Here is an 18571-nt window from a genome sequence, read left to right as displayed (position 1 = left end):
AGCCATGACGATCACCCTCATCGCCGATGCCCTGGTCGCAAGCCTCCTCGTCGCGACCATCATCACCTGCTACGTGCTGGCCAAGCGTATCGAGCGGCTCAAGGCCGACGAAGGCGCCATGCGCCAGACCGTCGGCGCGCTGATCTCGGCGACCGATACCGCCGAGCGCGCCATCGCCGGGTTGAAGCTGACGCTGGGCGACTGCGACCGCACCCTGGCCGAGCGCCTGCGCACCGCCGAGCGCTACGCCGCCGACCTCGCCGCCCAGATCGAAGCCGGCCAGACCGTGATGGAGCGGATCTCGCAGATCGTCAGCGCTGCCACGCTGGTCGCGCCCAAAGCCCCGGAGCCGCCAGCGCCCGAGCCCACCCCGATTTCGCGCATGACCAGCGCCGCCGAATCCGCAGCCGCCATCCGCGCCCGTGCCGCCCGGCGCCTGGAAGGCCAGGCCGCGTGATCGAAAGGCCCCGCCTCTTTCCGGCAGTGATTCTCGGCGCCATGGGTCTCCTGGCGCTGAAACTGCTTGCCTGGACGGCGGAGCCTTATCCGGGAAAGGTGCCAGCAAGCGAGAGCGTCTTTTCGTCCGATAGCACTCGCCCGGTGAAGCCGGAGCCCCAGGTCTGGGGTCTCGCCAAGGTGATCGCCCAGGCGCATGCACCCGATGGCGCCCTGCGCGACCCGGAGACGACCGGCTCGGTCGACAAGCCTGATCCGAAGAAGGAGCAGGAGAAGGCCGAAGCGGAAGCCAAGGCCGATGCGGCGCGCGCCGCCAACCCCAACAACAAGGCCGGCGTCGTCAACGGCACGGCCAAGCTCACCTCTCCCGCCGAACGCGCCATTCTCGAACGCCTGGGCGAGCGGCGTGAAGAAATCGATGCCCGGATTCGCGAACTGGAGATGCGCGAACGCCTGCTCGACACCGCCGAGAAGAAGCTCGACGGCCGCGTCGGCGACCTGAAGCAACTCGAAGACAAGGTCGACGGCCCCAAGCGCAAGCCCGCCGAGGACGAACTCAAGGCGATCAGGAATCTCGTGATCATGTACGAGACGATGAAGCCGAAGGACGCCGCACGCGTCTTCGACCGCCTCGGCCTCGACGTGCTGCTACCGGTTGTCCAGCAGATGAACCCACGCAAGATGTCCGACGTGCTCGCCGCCATGGCGCCCGACCGGGCCGAGAAGCTGACAGTGGCCCTCGCCACCAGTTCGCGCGCGCCAGAGCGCAGCACCGCCGAACTCATGCCGCTACCGGGCAACGAACTGCCGGCCATCGCGCCCGCTCCGCGACGCTGATCGCACTAAAAGAAGGCCGGGCTCAACGCAACCGAGCTGCCGCTTTCCCTCATGGGTGGTCAGGCAATAGAGGGCCGCCTTCATGAATTCGCGGGCCGCAGCAAACGATGATCTGATTGCCGGCATTGGCGATGGCGAGCCGACGTGAAAAAATCGAGCGCCGCAAGCAGATCAGGCTCCGGCAAAAACGTTCGCCCAAAGGCTGTTGACCGTCACGATAGCGCTGCTATTCGTCAGCGCGACGATGTCATGGATCGGATTTCTTGGCTGGGCGGCCTGGCCGTCTGCTGAACATCAGTCCATGACCGGAGCGCGATCGACCAGCTCCAGGAAGACCGCGAAGCACGACAAATAGAAAATCCCGACATAAATCAGCATCGCGTCCTCCAACCCAGCTCTTGTTTCGGATAGAACGCGACCCCCTACTGATAAGTTCGCAAGTATGGTTAACTTCTCGATAATTGCACCAGCTTTTTAGCCGGAACCGCATAATCTTGGCTTTGCGAGTGCCAAGCCAGCACGCGCAGCCAGCGAGCAAATGTAAATCGTCCGCACCCTGGAAATCATCGCGTGGCTGGCGCCGTGCCATGGCCCGCTCCCTTGTCTTCCCGAGTCCGCAATCCCGACGAACCCTCTAAACGATTGTTCCACAAGGATATTATGCCGGGGCCACGTTAACCCGGCATTATCCTTGACAGTCTAGCGTCTAAAGCAGGCGGACGGCCTGGTCAGGCAGCTCCGGCCCGGTCGTGTCGCGTTGCGTGAGTTCTCCGGTTTTGCGTGTCCCGCGTTCCCTTGCCTTCGGTATCGGGTTGGCTGCGCTCGCCATCGGCGCGGGCCTGTGCGAGCCCACGCTCGCCGCCAACGCCACCTTGCGCGGCCAAGACATGCCGCCGGGCTTCGGCCGCCTCGCCCTGACCTTCGACGAGCCGACGCCGACCCGCATCCGCGTCAACAATGGCGTGCTCGTGGTCGCCTTCGCCTCCCCGGTGAAGATCGACATCAACAAGATCGCCAAGGAGCTGCCGGAATACATTACCCTGGCGCGGCTCGATCCCGACGGGCGCGGCATGCGCTTCGCGCTTCCCAAGATGTTCCGCGCCAATCTGATCGAGGCCGGCGACAAGGCCTTCATCGACCTTTTGCCCGAGAACTGGACCGGGTTGCTGCCGGGCCCCCCGCCCGAAGTGATCACCGAGATGGCGGAGCGCTTGAGGCAGGCCGAAGCCCGCGTCAAGGAAGCCGCCCGCCAGCCACGGCCCCAGAACAAGCCCTTGATCGTGCGCGGCGCCAAGCTGCCGACGCTGGAGCGCCTTGTCTTCCAGGCCCCCCTGGAACCGGTCTCACGACTGCGCTCGAGGACGGCACGCTGAAGCTGACCCTCGACCAGCCTTTGACAGTCGAGCCCGCAGCCCTCAAACGCGCCTTGCCGGACGGCGTCGCGCTGCTCTCCCAGGAGACCGACGAGGTCGCGACACGGCTTGAACTCTCGATTCCGAAGGATTGGCAGGTCAGGAACTTCCAGGACGAGGATGGGCTGACGGTCGATCTCCTGCGCCCCACCAAAACCAACGGTCCGACATTGGCGAGCCTGCCAGAGGGAATGGATGCGGCGGTGAAGGCGCCGCCGACGCCGGCCTCCTTGCCGGCTGCGGCAGTGGCTTCCGCCGCCACTCCCGACCGCCAGCCCGCGACCGTTCCTGCAGCCGTCGCCGCGCCGGTCATCGACCCGGCGCCCCAGGCGGTGAAGATCGAGGCTGCCGGCACTGCACAAGGCGGCCATATCGATTTCCGCTTTCCGCGCATGACCGGCGCGGCCGCCTTCGTCGATGCGGGGATCGTCACGCTCGTCTTCGACACGCGCGACACGATCAACCCGGCCGATTTCAAGACCATTCTGCCGCAGCTGGTCGAAGACGCGACCGTAACCCGCGAGGGCAAGGTCACGCTGGTGCGTCTGCGACTGGCGAGTCAGCAATTGACACGGCTGATCGATGACGGCCCGATTTGGTCGCTGAGCCTTGGCGAGCCGCAGAAGAAGACGGCGACCCCGGTCGCCCCGCGCCGCACGGTCGACGAGCGCGGCCAGACCATCCTCGCCGTACCGCTGTCCGGCATGACGGGGGTGCACTGGCTCGAGCCGGGCCCGTCCGGCACGCCGCTGGCGGTCGCGACAGCGTTCGGGCCGGCGCGCGTCACGGCCAAGCCCTATCAGTTCGTCGAATTCAACTTGCTCCAGACCGCCCATGGTCTTGCCGTCGCGCCCCGCGCCGACGATCTCGTGGTGCGCGCCGCGGCCGACCAGGCCCAGATCGGCCGCGCCGGCGGCTTGACGGTGACGCTCGACGTAGCCGCCGAGGCGCAAAGCGACACGAGCCAGACGGCGGCCGCCCAGCCGCCCCTGCTCGACCCCGAGCAATGGAACAAGCTGCACGTCGACACTGTGCGGGACGGCGCACGCGCCCTGCTGCGCGACGTCGCCGACGCCTCGCGCGGCCGCAAATCCGAGGCTCGCCTCGCCTTGGCGCGTTTCTACGCGGCCAATGGCCTGATGGCGGAAGCCAATGGCCCCTTGTCGGTCATGATGGCAGACGACCCGGCCATGCGGAACCAGCGCGAGCCGCTCTTCCTGAAGGGGCTGATCGCGGTGCGCATGCATCGCAATCAGGAGGCGATCACCGCCTTCGACGCCGGCCCGATCAAGGAGGATGTCGAAGCCGGCCTCTGGCGCGCTTTGCCGGAGCAGAGACTTGGGCGCAACGCCCAGGCGCTCATCGGCTTTCGCCGCGCGGAGGCAATCCTCGATCGCTATCCGCCGGAGATCCAGGCCGAGCTGCGCTTCGCAAAGGCCCGCGCGGCGCTGGCGACGCAGGACCTCACCGTCGCCGAGCGCGAGATCGAAAAACTATCGGACCTGCCGCGCGGCCTGGTCGACCCCGAGAAACTGGCGCTCCTGCGCGCCATCCTCGACGATGTCAGCGGCCGGCCGGAAGCGGCGCTGAACGGCTACAAGCCCTTGTTCGAGGCCCACAGCCGGCCTGTCGCCTCCGAGGCGCAATTGCGCGCGGTCAAGCTGGCGCAAGTCGAAAAGCGGCCGGACATGTCGTCCGACGAAGCCATCGCCCGCCTGGAGACGGTGTCGATCATCTGGCGCGGCGGAGATCTGGAGATGGAAGCGCTGGCCGAGCTTGGCCGGCTCTATGCCGACCATCAGCGCTGGCGCGACGCCTTCATGGTCGCGCGCCGGGCCAATGAGAACTACCCCGACAACCCGCTGACGCGGCGCATGCATGACGAGACCGCCCAGCGCTTCGCCGAATTGTTCAGCGGTCGCGGCGCCGAGCAGTTGCCGCGCATCGAAGCGCTCGCGCTGTTCTACGACTTCAAGGAATTCCTGCCGGTCGGCCGGCGCGGCGACGAAATCACCCGGCTCTTGGCCGACAGGCTGGTCGAGCTCGACCTGCTGGATCAGGCGAGCGAAATCCTGCGCTACCAGATCGAGAAGCGCCTGACCGGCGCGGCGCGCTCCACCGTCGCCACCAAGCTCGCCATGATCAGCCTGATGAACGGCAAGCCGGTCGAGGCGCTGCGTGCGCTCAACGCGACGCGGCTGATCGAACTGCCCGGCGACGTCAAGCGCGCCCGCCTGCTGCTCGAGGCCAAGGCATTGTCCGATTTGTCGCGCACCGACCAGGCGCTCGAACTGCTGGAAGCGGAACGTGGACCCGAGGTCGACCGTTTGCGCGCCGACATCTTCTGGACCGGCAAGCGCTGGCGGGAGGCCGGCGAGGCGCATGAACGCATGCTCGGCGAAAGCTGGCGCGGAACGGAGCCTCTCAGCGAAGGCGAGCGCGCCGACGTTATGCGCAGCGCGATTTCCTATGTCATGTCGAACGAGGCGCTCTCGCTCGACCGGCTGCGGGGCAAATTCGCCGCCAAGATGGCGCAGAGCACGGATGCGCGCACCTTTGCCTTCGTCACCGGCGCCAGCCGCGCCAAGGCCTCCGACATCCGCGAGATGGCGCGTGCGGCAGCAGGCTCCGACACCCTGACCGACTTCATGACGGCTTATCGCGCCCGCTACCCAGCCTACTCCACCACCGTGCGGCAGCGCCCCAGGCCCGAGCAGCCACCGACCGAGGGCCAGACCGGCGCCGCCGACAGCGCAGCCCCGCCGTCCAGGCAGGGCTGAGCCCTATCCCGACCCGCCATAGCTCTTGACCAGCGAGCTCGCGACGAGCCCCCAGCCGTCGACCAGCACGAAGAAGATCAGCTTGAACGGCAGCGCCACCGTCACCGGCGGCAGCATCATCATGCCGACCGACATCAGGATCGAGGCCACCACCAGGTCGATGATCAGGAAGGGCACGAACAGCAGGAAGCCGATCTCGAAGGCGCGGCGCAGTTCCGAGATCATGAAGGCTGGCACCAGCACCTGGATCTGGACGTCCTCGGGCCGCGCGGGAACCGGCTCGCGCGACATCTCCATGAACAACGCCAGATCCTTCTCGCGGACATTCTTGAGCATGAACGCCTTGAACGGCACGACCCCGCGATTATAGGCCTCCTGCGGCTGGATCTGGCCGGCAACGAGCGGTTCGATCGCCGTGCGATAGGCCTCGCGGAGCGTCGGCGTCATCACGAAGCCGGTCAGGAACAGCGCCAGCCCGATGATCACGGCATTCGGCGGGGCGGTCTGCGTGCCGAGCGCCGAGCGCAGCAACGACAGCACGACGGCGATGCGCGTGAACGACGTCACCATGACCAGGATCGACGGTGCGAGCGACAGCACCGTGATGACGGCGATGAGCTGGAGCGCACGCTCGGCGACGCCCCCGCCTTGCCCCAGGTCGAGCGAAAGCGTCTGCGCCCAGGCCGGAGCCGCCAGCACCGGCAAGAGCGCTAGCGCGCCCCATAGGGCGCGGCCGCCTCGCAGCGATCTCTCAAGGGTTCTCGTCAAGGTCACGCCGGGCCGGAACAACGCCCGACTCAGTCGATCGGGCCGGCCAACGCTAGAGCCGGCCAGCGCGCCCCGGCAACCGGGGACGGGGCGTCAGGCCCGCGCACACCGACAATCCTGTTGATCGTGCCTGTTGATCGTGCCCAGGGCCGCCTCGCCGAGGCGACGAGGCGGCCCTGGGTGATGTCAAGATTTGTGATGTCAGGATTTAGGTTTGGGATCGCGGCCGAGCAGACGCGCAAACTCCGCCTCGATCGCATCGACGGAGAACGGGTCGATGGCGGCAGGCTTCAGCTCGGGCGCAGCCTCGGGCTTGGGTTCAGGCTTGGGTTCAGGCTTGAAGGCGGGTTCCGGTTCGCTCGCCGACATCTTGGGCTCGGGGGCGGCACTCGCCTCATGCTTATGCTCCGGTGCGGGCGCGGACTCGGCGGGCTTGGCGGGAGCTTCGAGGAACGAATCCTCGATATCGTCGGGAGGAGCCGACTCAGTCACGGCCGCAGGCTCGCTCTTGGCTGGGGCAGCCTTGATGGGTTCCGGCGCCACGACTGGCTCCGGCATGGGAGGCGCGGGCGGCGCTGCGACAGGAGCGGGTTTCACTGTTACGGTGACGGGAGGCGCCTTGGGAACCACGCGTTCGGGCCTGAGGCCCAGGGCCATTTCGAGCTCGGCCTCGACATCGGCCGGCAACGGAATCGGCCGCCCTGCCGTTTCCGGCGGCGCGGGCGGAGTCGGCGTCGGCATCGCCGGCGCGATAGGGGGAGATCGACCACCGGCTCGACCAGCGGCGCAGGCGGCTTGGGTTCGTCCTGAAGCCGTGGCGGTTCGGCTGGTGCATTCGCCGGGCGGACGGCCGAATGCGGCCGCTTCAGCGCCTCCTCCAATTGCTGCGTCATGCTGTCGAGCTCGACGGCGCTGGCCGACTGCGACGGGGAAAAATCACGCGTAAAGCTCGGTGGCTGAACCGCCGGCGCCGGTATCTGGGTTGCCGCAGCCGCAAGGCTGGGCAGGACGACGCCGGCAGCAATAGCGGCAGGAGCCTCGACCTGCGTCGACCCCTGCTGCGCGGGACGCGACGGCGCACCGCCTGGGGCCGATCGGATCGGCAACCGTTCTAATGTGGGCTGTTCCTGGCGCAGGTCTTGGCGCAAATCTTGGCGCGTGTCTTGGCGCGCGGCCTCGGCCGACGGCAAGGGTTCGAAGGCGCCCGGCCGCTCGGTCACCGGGGTCTCCATGGGAAGCGCCGCCGCCGCGCGGCCGCCGCTGCGCAGGATGTTGGTTTCGACCACGACGTCCGAGGCGCCGCCGATCATGATCAGATGCTCAACATTGTCGCGTCGGATCAGGATGAGCTGGCGCTGCCGGTCGAGAGTATGGGTATCGACGACGCCAAGCCGCGGCTGGCGCTGGCGCCCTCCGCCCTGCCCCTTCATTCTCAGCCGACCGCCTTGGATCTGACGCACGAATAAGCCGAGCAGGATCAGCAGCACGAGAATCACGACAGAAGCGACAATCACCTTCTGCGCGGTCGTAAGATCGAAGCCGAACAACGTCTGCAATGTTTGCCTCATGAGCGACGGCGACCTACCCGGGCGGCTGATGTTTCCGCCCAAGGTTCAACGCCTTGGCTATAGCATAACGCTTTTCTTATCGGGCAACATGGTGAACGCGTGGTTAACTGTTTCGCACAGCCAAACCGATTTTAACCGGTCGTTAACCCTGTACCCGGCAATATTTACCCAGTGAGCGAAAGCCTCCGCCGCGCAGCCGCCCCTCGGCGACAGCCGGCCCCAGGGTGACCGGAACGGAACGATCGACCATGGCCGACACTGCTTTGGGCACCGGCGGAAACCTGATGCAGGCGCTGAAGACGCGCATGCACTGGCACCAATCGCGCCAGAAGCTGCTGGCCGAGAACGTCGCCAATGCCGACAGCCCGGGTTTTCGCCCGCATGACTTGAAGGCGCCCGCGATCGCGCCCGGCCAGGCCGGCGTCGTGATGGCGCAGACCAGCCCCAGTCATATGGGCCTCTCCGGCCAGCGTGGCGGCTTCGACAGCACGGGCGCTCCGCGTTTCGAAATCACGCCGAACGGCAACGCGGTCAATCTCGAGGACGAGATGATGAAGGTCGCGCAGAACCAGTCTGACTACCAGCTCGCCGCCTCGCTCTACACCAAGGGGCTGGGCCTGATGAAGATCGCGATCGGCAAGGGCCGGTGACCGGCGCAGCGTTTTCGAGCGAAGTGGGCACCGGTTCGCGTGAAGAAAACGCGTTAAAACAAGGAGATAGAGCGGTTGAACGATCCAATAGGATCGGAAACCGCTCTAATATGGCGGGAGGCAAATCATGGATTTGATGAAGAGCATCGCGGTCGCGGCATCAGGCCTGCGCACCCAGTCCGGCCGCATGCGGGTCATCGCGGAGAATATGGCCAACGCCGATTCCGGGCCCGCCAGCGCCGGCGCCGACCCTTATCGCCGCAAGATCCCGACCTTTCAGCGCCGTTTCGACCGCGACCTCGACGCACAATTGGTCAATCTCGGCCGCGTCCAGCGCGACCAGAGCGCCTTCCGCACGAAATTCGAGCCCGGCAATCCGGTCGCCGACGCCTCGGGCAATGTCCGCATGCCCAATGTCGACACCCTGATCGAGACCGTGGACATGCGCGAGGCCCAGCGCAGCTACGAGGCCAACCTCAATCTGATCTCCTCCACGCGCCGGATGATCCAGCGCACCATCGACATCCTGCGCACCTGATCGCGCGGCCCGGAACAGGAACCCCAGCCATGGCCACACCCAGCTTCGCCGCGGGAGCCTACGCCTCGATCCAGGGGATGGGCGCGGGCAATCTGATGCGCAAGCCGCTCGCCTCAGCGACCGGCGCAGGCGACGGCCCGGATTTCTCGTCGCTGATCAGCAAGGCGCTCGAAGCCACCGCCGACGCCGGCAAGAAGAGCGACACGCAGACGGCCAATGTCGCCGCCGGCCGCTCCGATGTCGTCGATGTCGTGACCGCCGTCGCCGAAAGCGAGGCCGCGATCGAGACGCTCGTCGCCGTGCGCGACAAGATCATCGCGGCCTATGAGGAAATCATGCGGATGCCGGTCTGACGGCCGCCGCGTTTCAGGACGAGAAGCCAGGACAAGAAACGAAGCAATGACCTCCGGAGCCATCCTCGACGTCGCGCGCGACGGCATTTTCGTCTTCCTCAAGGCCGGTGGGCCGGTGATGGCGGTTGCCCTCATCGTCGGCCTCGCGGTCTCGCTGGTGCAGGCCCTGACGCAGATCCAGGAACAGACGCTCGTCTACGTTCCGAAGATCCTCGCCGTTTTCGTGACGCTGATGGTGTTTCTTCCGTTCATGGGCGACGCGCTCGCAGGCTATATGGGGCGGGTCGCCGTCCGAATCGCCACGGGCGAATGAACCTGCCGCAGCTTTGCCCAGCCATGGTCGCCCATGGCTCCAGCTTGCGACGCACCGATCGGCGAAGAGGCCAGCCGCGCCCGATGCAGATCGCGATCCTGCCCGAGATCAGCGCCGTTTTCGTGCTTGTCTTCGCGCGCGTTGGAACAATGGTCATGCTGATGCCGGGCATCGGCGAGCGCTTCGTCTTTTCGCGTGCGCGGCTGTCGCTGGCCTTCTTCATCGCTCTGATGATAGCGCCGATGGTCCGTCCGCTGCTGCGCGTGCCGAGCGACATGCCCGGCGTCGTCGGCTTGCTCGCCAGCGAGGTGCTGATCGGCCTCGTCATCGGCCTCTGCTCGCGCTTCGTCATGGCCTGCCTGCAATCGGCGGGCGCGATCGTCGCGCAGACGATGGGGCTGGGCTTCGCCACGACGATCGACCCGACGGGCGGGCAACAGAATCCCTCGGTCGGCAACCTGCTGACCATGCTCGGCATCACACTCATCCTGACGACAGACCTGCATCATGTCGCCATCGTCGCGGTCCATGAAAGTTACCGCGTGCTGCCGCCCGGCGGCCTGCCCGACGTCAACGACATACTGACCCTGGCCGTCCGCGCTGCCGCGCAAGGGTTTGCGCTCGCTGTCCAGATCTCGGCCCCCTTCATCGTCTTCGGGCTGCTGTTCAATCTGGGGCTGGGCGTGCTCGCGCGCATGATGCCGCAGCTCCAGGTCTTCTTTCTGGCCGTCCCGGCCTCGATCTTCGGCGGCATGGTCGTGCTCATCGCTGTCATCGGCGTCATGATGAGCGTCTTCCTCAACGATCTCGGCGTCTTCCTGCGCCAGTTCACCGGAAGCTGAGCGGCGATGTCAGACGAGGCCGACAACGAGGACAGAACAGAAGACCCGACCCAGCGAAAGCTGGATCAGGCGATCGAAAAGGGCGACGTCGCCCGCTCCAACGAAATCGGCACCTTCTTCGTGCTTTGCGGCTTCACCTTGGCACTGCTCGTCGCCGCCGGCTGGTCGGCGAGGGAAGCGGCACTCTCGCTGCGCAGCTTCCTGATGAACGCCCATCAGGTACCCTCCGACGGCACGTCCTTCATGAACGTCACCCGGCAAGGCGTCATGACCGGCTTTTCCGCGATCGGGCTGCCTCTTGCCTTCATCCTCTGCGCCGCACTCGCCGGCGCGCTGATCCAGCACAGGCCACTCTGGACCTTCGAGCCGATGATGCCGAAGTTCAGCCGCATCTCGCCCATGGCCGGCGCCAAGCGCATGTTCGGCAAGGAAGCCTGGGTGAATTTCGCCAAGGGGCTCGCCAAGACCGGCCTGATTGGCGTCGTGCTCTGGACCACGCTTTGGAACGAGCATGACCGGCTCGAGAGTTTTGCCCAGATGGACGTCTCGGCGCTGCTGCCGGCGACGCTGGCCTTGACGATCAAGCTGATGGCGAGCGCGCTCGCTTTGTTCGCGGTGATCGCGATCGGCGATTTCGGCTATCAGCGCTACTCCTGGTACCAGCGCCAGAAGATGACCAAGCAGGAGCTCAAGGACGAGTACAAGAACTCGGAAGGCAATCCCGAGGTCAAGGCGAAGCTGCGCCAGATCCGCGCCCAGCGCGTGCGCAAGCGCATGATGGCCGCCGTTCCCAAGGCGACCGTGATCATCACCAACCCGACCCACTTCGCCGTCGCTCTGCAATACGAACCCGGCATGGGCGCGCCGCTCTGCCTCGCCAAGGGCGTCGATGCTGTCGCGCTCAGGATCCGCGAGGTCGCGGGCCAGCACAGTGTGCCGATCATCGAGAACCCGCCTTTGGCCCGGGCGCTTTACGCAACCGTCGAGATCGACGAAGAGATTCCTGTCGAACACTACAAGGCCGTCGCCGAAGTGATCGGTTACATCTTGCGCCTGAAGGGCCGGCGCGCCTAACTCGCAAGAGCTTGGCGCGCAAGGTAGGCTGGCGCGCAAGATGGGCTTAAACGCGCAAGACAGGCTGAGCGCGCATCGGCCGGTCGCAGGACCACCGCTGCGGTGTCAATGGAACGGACCAAACCGCAATGAGCGGAACCACGGCGACCACTGCGATCGATCGCTCCGACAAGCCCGGCCATATCGGCGTCATCCTGCTCGTCGCGGGGCTGCTCGTCGGCGCCGCGATCGCGCTCGGCTTCATCGCCAATGAATGGGCGCAGCCGCTGATCCTCGGATTGCTGGCGCTGCTCTCTGTCGTCGGCGTCTTCGGCCTCTTCGCCTTCGCCATCGGCCTCATCCAGTTCTCCGGCCGCGCCGCCCGCAACGACTTGACCAAGGCCATAGTCGACGGCGCCGAGGACGGCGTCGTCGTCACCGAGGGCGAGAACCGCATCGTTTATGCCAACGAGGCCTATCTCGCTTTGGCCGGCGCCCGCGGCGCCAGCGACATCCGCCCGGTCGAGCGCCTCTTCACCGGCCGCGCCGACGTCTCGGAGGCGATCTACCGCCTCGCCACTGCAGCACGCGAAAACCGTCGCCTCATCGAGGAGGTCCGGCTCGAGCCCGCGCTCGACGGGCGCGGCGGCGTCGGCTGGTACCGCATCCGCGTCTCCTCCGTGCACCGCGATAGCAGGGCAGCCACGCTCTGGAGCGTCTCGGACGTAACGCCCGAGCGCGAGCGCCAGGAGAACGCCTTCCAGGAGCTACAGCACGCGATCGACTATCTCGACCATGCGCCGGCCGGTTTCGTTTCGATCGATGCCGATGGCGAGGTCTCCTATCTCAATGCCACCCTCTCCGGCTGGCTCGATTTCGATCTCGCCCGCTTCGGCTCCGGCGGCCTGCATCTCGACGACATCGCGACGCCCAACGCGGCTGCCCTCGTCCAGGCCATTCGCGGCCTGCCCGGCGATGTCCGCACCGAGGTGCTCGATGTCGACCTCAAGCGCCGCAACGGCGTGCCGCTGCCCGTCAGGCTGCATCATCAGGTCGCGTTCGGCAGCGACGGCCGCGCCGGCCCCTCGCGCACGCTGGTGCTGAACCGCACCTCCGGCGAGGCCGGCTCCGACGGCCGCAGCGACGCCGAGGTCCGCTTCGCCCGCTTCTTCCATTCCACGCCGATGGCGATCGCCACCGTCGACAAGGCCGGCGCCATCCTGCGCTCCAACGCCGCGTTCACGCGCTTGACGCAGGCCGGCCCCCAGCCGGCCGCGATCCAGGACCTGGTCACGCCAAGCACGGCCGAGCTCGAGCGCGCCTTGTCGGACGCGATGGATGGCCGCGCCGACATCGCCCCGCTCGACGTGACGCTTGCGGGCGAGGATGGACGCTCGGCCAGGCTCTACCTCTCCCCCGTGGCAGCCACGGAGGATGGCGACGGCGAACGCGCCATCATCTACGCGCTGGAGACCACCGACGAGCGCAAGCTCAAGGACAATATGGACCAGGCCGGCAAGATGCAGGCGGTGGGCCAGCTCGCCGGCGGCATCGCGCATGACTTCAACAATGTGCTGCAGGTCATCATCAACGCCTCGGAGTTCCTGCTCGCCAGCCACCGGCCGACGGACCCCTCCTTCCCCGACATCATGCAGATCAAGCAGAACGCCTATCGCGCGGCGGCTCTGGTGCGGCAATTGCTCGCCTTCTCGCGCCGGCAGACGCTGCGTCCGCAGGTGCTCGAACTCGGCGACGTGCTCTCCGACCTCTCGCTGATGCTGAAGCGCGTGGTCGCCGACAAGGTCGGGCTCGACGTCCGCCAGGGCCGTGACCTCTGGCCGGTCAAGGCCGATCTCGGCCAGCTCGAACAGGTCATCGTCAATCTCGCGGTCAACGCCCGCGACGCCATGCCCGATGGCGGCAAGCTGACGGTGCGCACGCGCAATGTCGCGGCAGCCGATGCGGCGGGCTTCGGCCATGCCGCCTTGCCGGCCGACGACTATGTGCTGCTCGAGGTCGAGGACACCGGCACCGGCATCTCGCCCGAGCATCTCGACAAGATCTTCGAGCCCTTCTTCACCACCAAGGAGGTCGGCAAGGGCACGGGCCTGGGCCTCTCCATGGTCTATGGCATCGTCAAGCAGACCGGCGGCTTCGTCTTCTGCGATTCCGCCGTCGGCCGGGGCACGACCTTCCGCATCTTCCTACCCAGGCATGTGCCGAGCGCCGAGGAGATCGCGGCCGAAGCCGCTGCCAAGGAGGCGCCCAAGAAGCTCGCCGCCGACCATACCGGCGCTGGCGTCATCCTGCTGGTCGAGGATGAGGATGCGGTCCGCGCGCTCAACGCCCGCATGCTGGTCTCGCGCGGCTACACGGTCCACGAGGCGGCCTCGGGCGTCGAGGCGCTCGACATCTTCATGAAGCATGACGGCCGCATTGATCTCGTCGTCTCCGACGTGGTGATGCCGGAAATGGACGGCCCGACCCTGCTCGGCGAACTGCGCCAGCGCAACCCTGCGACCAAGGTCGTCTTCGTCTCCGGCTACGCCGAGGAAGCCTTCCGCAAGAACCTGCCCGAGGGCGAGGACTTCCAGTTCCTGCCAAAACCCTTCACGATGAAGCAGCTGGTCGAAACGGTGAAGGCGGCGATGGCGTGAGCGGGACAGGTTGCAACGTCAATGCAACGCCACGCCGAAGCCGGCCTGGATTTACGGTCTGAAGTCCCGCTGGCGACCGATTGGGCAAGCCCCGAAGACGCGGCGGACCGTGAGAACAAAAAAAGAACTTGCCTATGAGAACAAACCATGATCAGATAACACCATGGCGCGCATTGAGATGTGGTCGCGCCCCTGCCATAAGGAGCGCAACCCGTGAATCAGGCGAATCTCAAGCTCGTGGAAGGCTCCTCGATGGACAAGGCCAAGGCGCTGGACGCAGCGCTCTCGCAGATCGAACGTGCCTTCGGCAAGGGCTCGATCATGCGCCTGGGCAAGAACCAGCAGGCGATCGAGATCGAGACGGTTTCGACGGGTTCGCTGGGTCTCGACATCGCGCTCGGCGTCGGCGGCCTGCCGCGCGGTCGCGTCATCGAGATCTACGGGCCTGAATCCTCCGGCAAGACGACGCTGGCACTCCACACCATCGCCGAGGCCCAGAAGAAGGGTGGCGTCTGCGCCTTCGTCGACGCCGAGCATGCGCTTGATCCGGTCTATGCCCGCAAGCTCGGGGTCAACCTCGACGATCTGCTGATCTCGCAGCCCGACACCGGCGAACAGGCGCTGGAGATTACCGACACGCTGGTGCGTTCCGGCGCAATCGACGTGCTGGTGATCGACTCGGTCGCCGCATTGACCCCGCGCGCCGAAATCGAGGGCGAGATGGGCGATGTCCAGCCCGGCCTGCAGGCCCGCCTGATGAGCCAGGCGTTGCGCAAGCTGACAGCCTCGATCTCGCGCTCGAACTGCATGGTCATCTTCATCAACCAGATCCGCATGAAGATCGGCGTGATGTATGGCTCGCCCGAGACCACGACCGGCGGCAACGCGCTGAAATTCTACGCCTCGGTGCGCCTCGATATCCGGCGCATCTCGACACTGAAGGATCGCGAGGAAGCGACCGGCAACCAGGTCCGCGTCAAGGTCGTGAAGAACAAGGTCGCCCCGCCCTTCAAGCAGGTCGAGTTCGACATCATGTTCGGCGAGGGTATCTCCAAGGTCGGCGAACTGGTCGATCTCGGCGTCAAGGCCGGCATGGTCGAAAAGTCCGGCGCCTGGTTCTCCTTCGACAGCCAGCGCCTCGGCCAGGGCCGCGAGAATGCCAAGGCTTTCCTCAAGGCCAATCCGGATGTGGCGGCCAAGATCGAGGCGACGATCCGCCAGAATTCCGGCCTCGTCGCCGAGCGCATCCTCGACCAGGCGACCCCGACCGACGACGATCTCGACGAGGGAGAGGCCTGAGCTCAAAACGGGCTGCGAGAAAGCGGGCATCGTTTTTTCGCATTGATCCTGCTCTCACTCTGAGATGAGAGCCCGAAAAGCGGGAACCGCTTTTCGGGGCAAGCCGCGGCAAGACCAAAGCCAGGCGAAACGGAGATCTCAGCGGGCGGCCGATCGGGCCGCCCGTTTTCGTTTGCGGCCAAGGCTTCGTTTGCGGCCAAGGCTTCGTTTACGACCAAGGTTTCGTTTGCAGTCAAGGCGTTGGGACAACATCTCGCGCTTCGGCTCTCTCGACAGGGGCAAGCCGCCTGACTAGAACGCTGATGTCGCCGGGAAGCGCCCCGGCCCCGTCCTGAACCAGAGTTTCCAATTGCGATGAGCGGCGTCAACGAGATCCGGTCCACCTTCCTCGATTATTTCAAGTCGGCCGGCCATGAGGTCGTCGCCTCGAGCCCGCTCGTGCCGCGCAACGATCCGACGCTGATGTTCGCCAATTCGGGCATGGTGCAGTTCAAGAACGTCTTCACCGGCCAGGAAAAGCGCCCCTATGCTCGCGCCACCACGGCGCAGAAATGCGTGCGCGCCGGCGGTAAGCACAACGACCTCGACAATGTCGGCTACACCGCCCGCCACCACACCTTCTTCGAGATGCTGGGGAACTTCTCCTTCGGCGACTATTTCAAGGAACAGGCGATCACTCACGCCTGGACCCTGATCACGCGCGAATTCGGCCTGCCCAAGGACAAGCTGACCGTCACCGTCTATTCCGAGGACGACGAGGCGCATGCGCTCTGGAAGAAGATCGCCGGGCTCCCGGATTCGCGGATCATCCGCATCCCGACCTCAGATAATTTCTGGCGCATGGGCGACACCGGTCCCTGCGGCCCCTGCTCCGAGATCTTCTACGACCATGGCGACCATATTCCCGGTGGTCCTCCGGGCTCGCCCGACGAGGATGGCGACCGCTTCATCGAGATCTGGAATCTCGTTTTCATGCAATATGAAGAGGCGGCGGGTGGCATCAGGACCGAGCTGCCGCGCCCCTCGATCGACACCGGCATGGGCCTGGAGCGCATCGCCGCCGTGCTCCAGGGCACGCATGACAACTACGCCATCGACCTGTTCGCGGCCCTGATCGGCGCCATCGCCGACCTGACCAACGTCCCCTCCGACGGGCCGATGAAGGCAAGCCACCGTGTCATCGCCGACCATCTGCGCTGCTCGGCCTTCCTGATCGCCGACGGCGTGCTGCCCTCGAACGAGGGCCGCGGTTATGTGCTGCGCCGGATCATGCGGCGCGGCATGCGCCATGCCCAGCTGCTCGGCGCCAAGGAGCCGCTGCTCTACAAGCTCGTGCCGGTGCTGACGCGCGAGATGGGCCGCGCCTATCCCGAACTGCTGCGCGCCGAGAGCCTGATCTCCGAGACGCTGAAGCTCGAGGAGGGGCGCTTCCGCACCACGCTGGCGCGCGGCCTGACGCTGCTCGACGACGCCAGTCGCGACCTGGTCTCCGGCCAGAGCCTGAAGGGCGATGTCGCCTTCACGCTCTACGATACCTATGGCTTCCCGCTCGATCTGACGCAGGACGCGCTGCGCGCGCGTGGCGTCTCGGTCGATACCGAGGGCTTTGATGCGGCGATGCAGCAGCAGAAGGCCAAGGCGCGCGCTGCCTGGGCCGGCACCGGCGAAGCCGCGACCGAAAAACTCTGGTTCCCGCTGCGCGATCGCGTCGGCGCAACCGAGTTCCTCGGCTATGACACCGAGACCGCAGAGGGCGTGGTCACGGCGCTGATCCGCGACAATGCCGAGGTCGAGAGCCTGAAATCCGGCGAGAGCGGCTTCGTGATCGTCAACCAGACGCCGTTCTACGGTGAATCTGGCGGCCAGATCGGCGACGCCGGCACGATCCGCGCGCCTGGCACCGTCGCCGAAGTTTCCGACGTCCAGAAGAAGCTCGGCGATGTCTTCGCCCACGTCGTCACCGTGAAGGACGGCGAGTTGAAGCGCGGCCAGGCGGTCGAGCTCCTGGTCGATCATGCCCGCCGCGGCGCGATCCGCGCCAACCATTCCGCGACCCATCTGCTGCATGAGGCGCTGCGCCTCGTGCTCGGCGACCATGTCGCCCAGAAGGGCTCGCTGGTCTCGCCCGAGCGTCTGCGTTTCGACTTCTCGCATCCCAAGCCGATCTCGGCGGAGGAGCTGCGCGAGGTCGAGGAGATCGCCAATGCGATCGTGCTGCGCAACGAGCCGGTGACGACCCGGTTGATGAGCGTCGACGAAGCGACCGCGTCGGGCGCGCGCGCTCTTCGGCGAGAAGTATGGCGATGAAGTCCGCGTCGTCGCGATGGGAACGACGGCTGCGGACAAGCCGTTCTCGATCGAGCTCTGCGGCGGCACCCATGCGACGCGCACCGGCGATATCGGCCTCGTCAGCGTCGTCGGCGAGAGCGCGGTAGCGGCCGGCGTGCGGCGCTTGGAGGCGATGACCGGAAACCATGCCCGCGCGCATCTGAACTCCGAATCCCGCTTGCTGCAGGGCCTCGCCAGCCTGTTGAAGGTTCCGGCCTCCGAGGCCGGAACCAGGCTTACGGCCCTGATCGAGGAGCGCCGCAAGCTCGATCGCGACCTAACCGAAGCGCGCAAGAAGCTCGCCATGGGCGGCGGTGGCGCTGCCGAAGACCCCATCCAGGAGATCGCCGGCGCGAAGCTGCTCGCGCGGGCCGTATCCGGCGTCGAGATGAAGGATCTGAAGAGCCTGGCGGACGAAGCCAAGACGCGCGTCGGTTCCGGCGTGGTTGTCATCGTCGGCGTCGCCGATGATGGCAAGGCAGGCGTGGTCGTTGGCGTCACCGAGGACATGACCGCTCGCTTCGACGCGGTGGCGCTGGTGCGCGCAGCCTCCGAACAGCTTGGCGGCAAGGGCGGCGGTGGCCGGCGCGACATGGCCCAGGCAGGCGGCCCCGACGGCGACAAGGCGCAGGCTGCGCTCGACGCCGTCGCCGCCGCGATGGGCTGAGGCGCGCGCCCGCTTGTTCAAACGATGAGGTCACGGCGGCCTATCCTGAC

Annotated in this window: 15 protein-coding genes and 1 pseudogene; 13 read left to right on the top strand and 3 right to left on the bottom strand. The window is 66.3% G+C overall.

Annotated features, from left to right (window positions below; translation table 11 throughout):
- Positions 1-4 precede the first annotated feature (4 nt).
- From RMR04_RS09795 to RMR04_RS09780, 4 genes are all read left to right on the top strand, one after another.
- Positions 5-457, top strand: coding sequence for a DUF6468 domain-containing protein (locus tag RMR04_RS09795; RefSeq protein ID WP_311914443.1), 453 nt, complete (start codon positions 5-7; stop codon positions 455-457).
- Positions 454-1293: a MotE family protein gene (locus tag RMR04_RS09790; RefSeq protein ID WP_311914442.1), complete on the top strand. Its 840-nt coding sequence runs from the start codon at positions 454-456 to the stop codon at positions 1291-1293. The genes RMR04_RS09795 and RMR04_RS09790 overlap by 4 nt, the downstream gene beginning before the upstream one ends.
- An 812-nt stretch (positions 1294-2105) precedes the next feature.
- Positions 2106-2666: a hypothetical protein gene (locus RMR04_RS09785; RefSeq protein WP_311914440.1), complete on the top strand. Its 561-nt coding sequence runs from the start codon at positions 2106-2108 to the stop codon at positions 2664-2666.
- A gap of 20 nt (positions 2667-2686) precedes the next feature.
- A complete protein-coding gene (locus RMR04_RS09780; RefSeq protein ID WP_311914439.1) occupies positions 2687-5485 on the top strand; it encodes a tetratricopeptide repeat protein in 2799 nt (932 codons plus the stop codon).
- Between the two features lie 3 nt (positions 5486-5488).
- Here the strand turns inward: RMR04_RS09780 and fliP are convergent, their stop codons facing one another.
- The 3 genes from fliP to RMR04_RS09765 form a co-directional block, all read right to left on the bottom strand.
- Complete coding sequence (fliP, locus tag RMR04_RS09775) at positions 5489-6229, bottom strand: flagellar type III secretion system pore protein FliP (protein WP_410492257.1); 741 nt, start codon at positions 6227-6229, stop codon at positions 5489-5491.
- A gap of 225 nt (positions 6230-6454) precedes the next feature.
- Positions 6455-6796 carry a hypothetical protein gene (locus RMR04_RS09770; RefSeq protein ID WP_311914438.1) on the bottom strand — a complete coding sequence of 114 codons (342 nt, stop codon included), beginning with the start codon at positions 6794-6796 and terminating at the stop codon, positions 6455-6457.
- Positions 6797-6852: 56 nt separating this feature from the next.
- Positions 6853-7809 (bottom strand): flagellar biosynthetic protein FliO, encoded by a 957-nt coding sequence (locus RMR04_RS09765; protein ID WP_311914436.1) that lies wholly within the window; start codon positions 7807-7809, stop codon positions 6853-6855.
- A gap of 260 nt (positions 7810-8069) precedes the next feature.
- Between RMR04_RS09765 and flgB the strand changes: the two genes are divergently transcribed.
- From flgB to alaS, 9 genes and pseudogenes are all read left to right on the top strand, one after another.
- Positions 8070-8471 carry a flagellar basal body rod protein FlgB gene (flgB, locus tag RMR04_RS09760; RefSeq protein ID WP_311914434.1) on the top strand — a complete coding sequence of 134 codons (402 nt, stop codon included), beginning with the start codon at positions 8070-8072 and terminating at the stop codon, positions 8469-8471.
- Between the two features lie 127 nt (positions 8472-8598).
- The gene (gene flgC / locus RMR04_RS09755) at positions 8599-9009 is read left to right on the top strand and encodes a flagellar basal body rod protein FlgC (protein ID WP_069692351.1); all 411 of its coding nucleotides are present in this window, start codon (positions 8599-8601) and stop codon (positions 9007-9009) included.
- A 29-nt stretch (positions 9010-9038) separates the two neighbouring features.
- Complete coding sequence (locus RMR04_RS09750; RefSeq protein WP_311914432.1) at positions 9039-9362, top strand: flagellar hook-basal body complex protein FliE; 324 nt, start codon at positions 9039-9041, stop codon at positions 9360-9362.
- 46 nt (positions 9363-9408) lie between these two features.
- Entirely contained in the window at positions 9409-9675 is a 267-nt protein-coding gene (fliQ, locus tag RMR04_RS09745) for a flagellar biosynthesis protein FliQ (RefSeq protein ID WP_069692353.1), read from the top strand.
- Positions 9676-9758: 83 nt separating this feature from the next.
- The gene (gene fliR / locus RMR04_RS09740; RefSeq protein ID WP_311914431.1) at positions 9759-10517 is read left to right on the top strand and encodes a flagellar biosynthetic protein FliR; all 759 of its coding nucleotides are present in this window, start codon (positions 9759-9761) and stop codon (positions 10515-10517) included.
- A 6-nt stretch (positions 10518-10523) separates the two neighbouring features.
- Positions 10524-11591 carry a flagellar biosynthesis protein FlhB gene (gene flhB / locus RMR04_RS09735; RefSeq protein ID WP_311914430.1) on the top strand — a complete coding sequence of 356 codons (1068 nt, stop codon included), beginning with the start codon at positions 10524-10526 and terminating at the stop codon, positions 11589-11591.
- Positions 11592-11719: 128 nt separating this feature from the next.
- Positions 11720-14227, top strand: coding sequence for a cell cycle histidine kinase CckA (cckA, locus tag RMR04_RS09730; protein ID WP_311914428.1), 2508 nt, complete (start codon positions 11720-11722; stop codon positions 14225-14227).
- 213 nt (positions 14228-14440) lie between these two features.
- Positions 14441-15526: a recombinase RecA gene (recA, locus tag RMR04_RS09725; RefSeq protein ID WP_069692358.1), complete on the top strand. Its 1086-nt coding sequence runs from the start codon at positions 14441-14443 to the stop codon at positions 15524-15526.
- A gap of 354 nt (positions 15527-15880) precedes the next feature.
- Positions 15881-18521: pseudogene (gene alaS, locus RMR04_RS09720) on the top strand (alanine--tRNA ligase).
- Positions 18522-18571 lie beyond the last annotated feature (50 nt).

Source organism: Bosea sp. 685 (genome assembly GCF_031884435.1).
Taxonomy (GTDB): Bacteria; Pseudomonadota; Alphaproteobacteria; order Rhizobiales; family Beijerinckiaceae; genus Allobosea.
The sequence above is the reverse complement of the archived record's forward strand: the minus strand, read 5'-3'. Positions and strand labels throughout refer to the sequence as shown.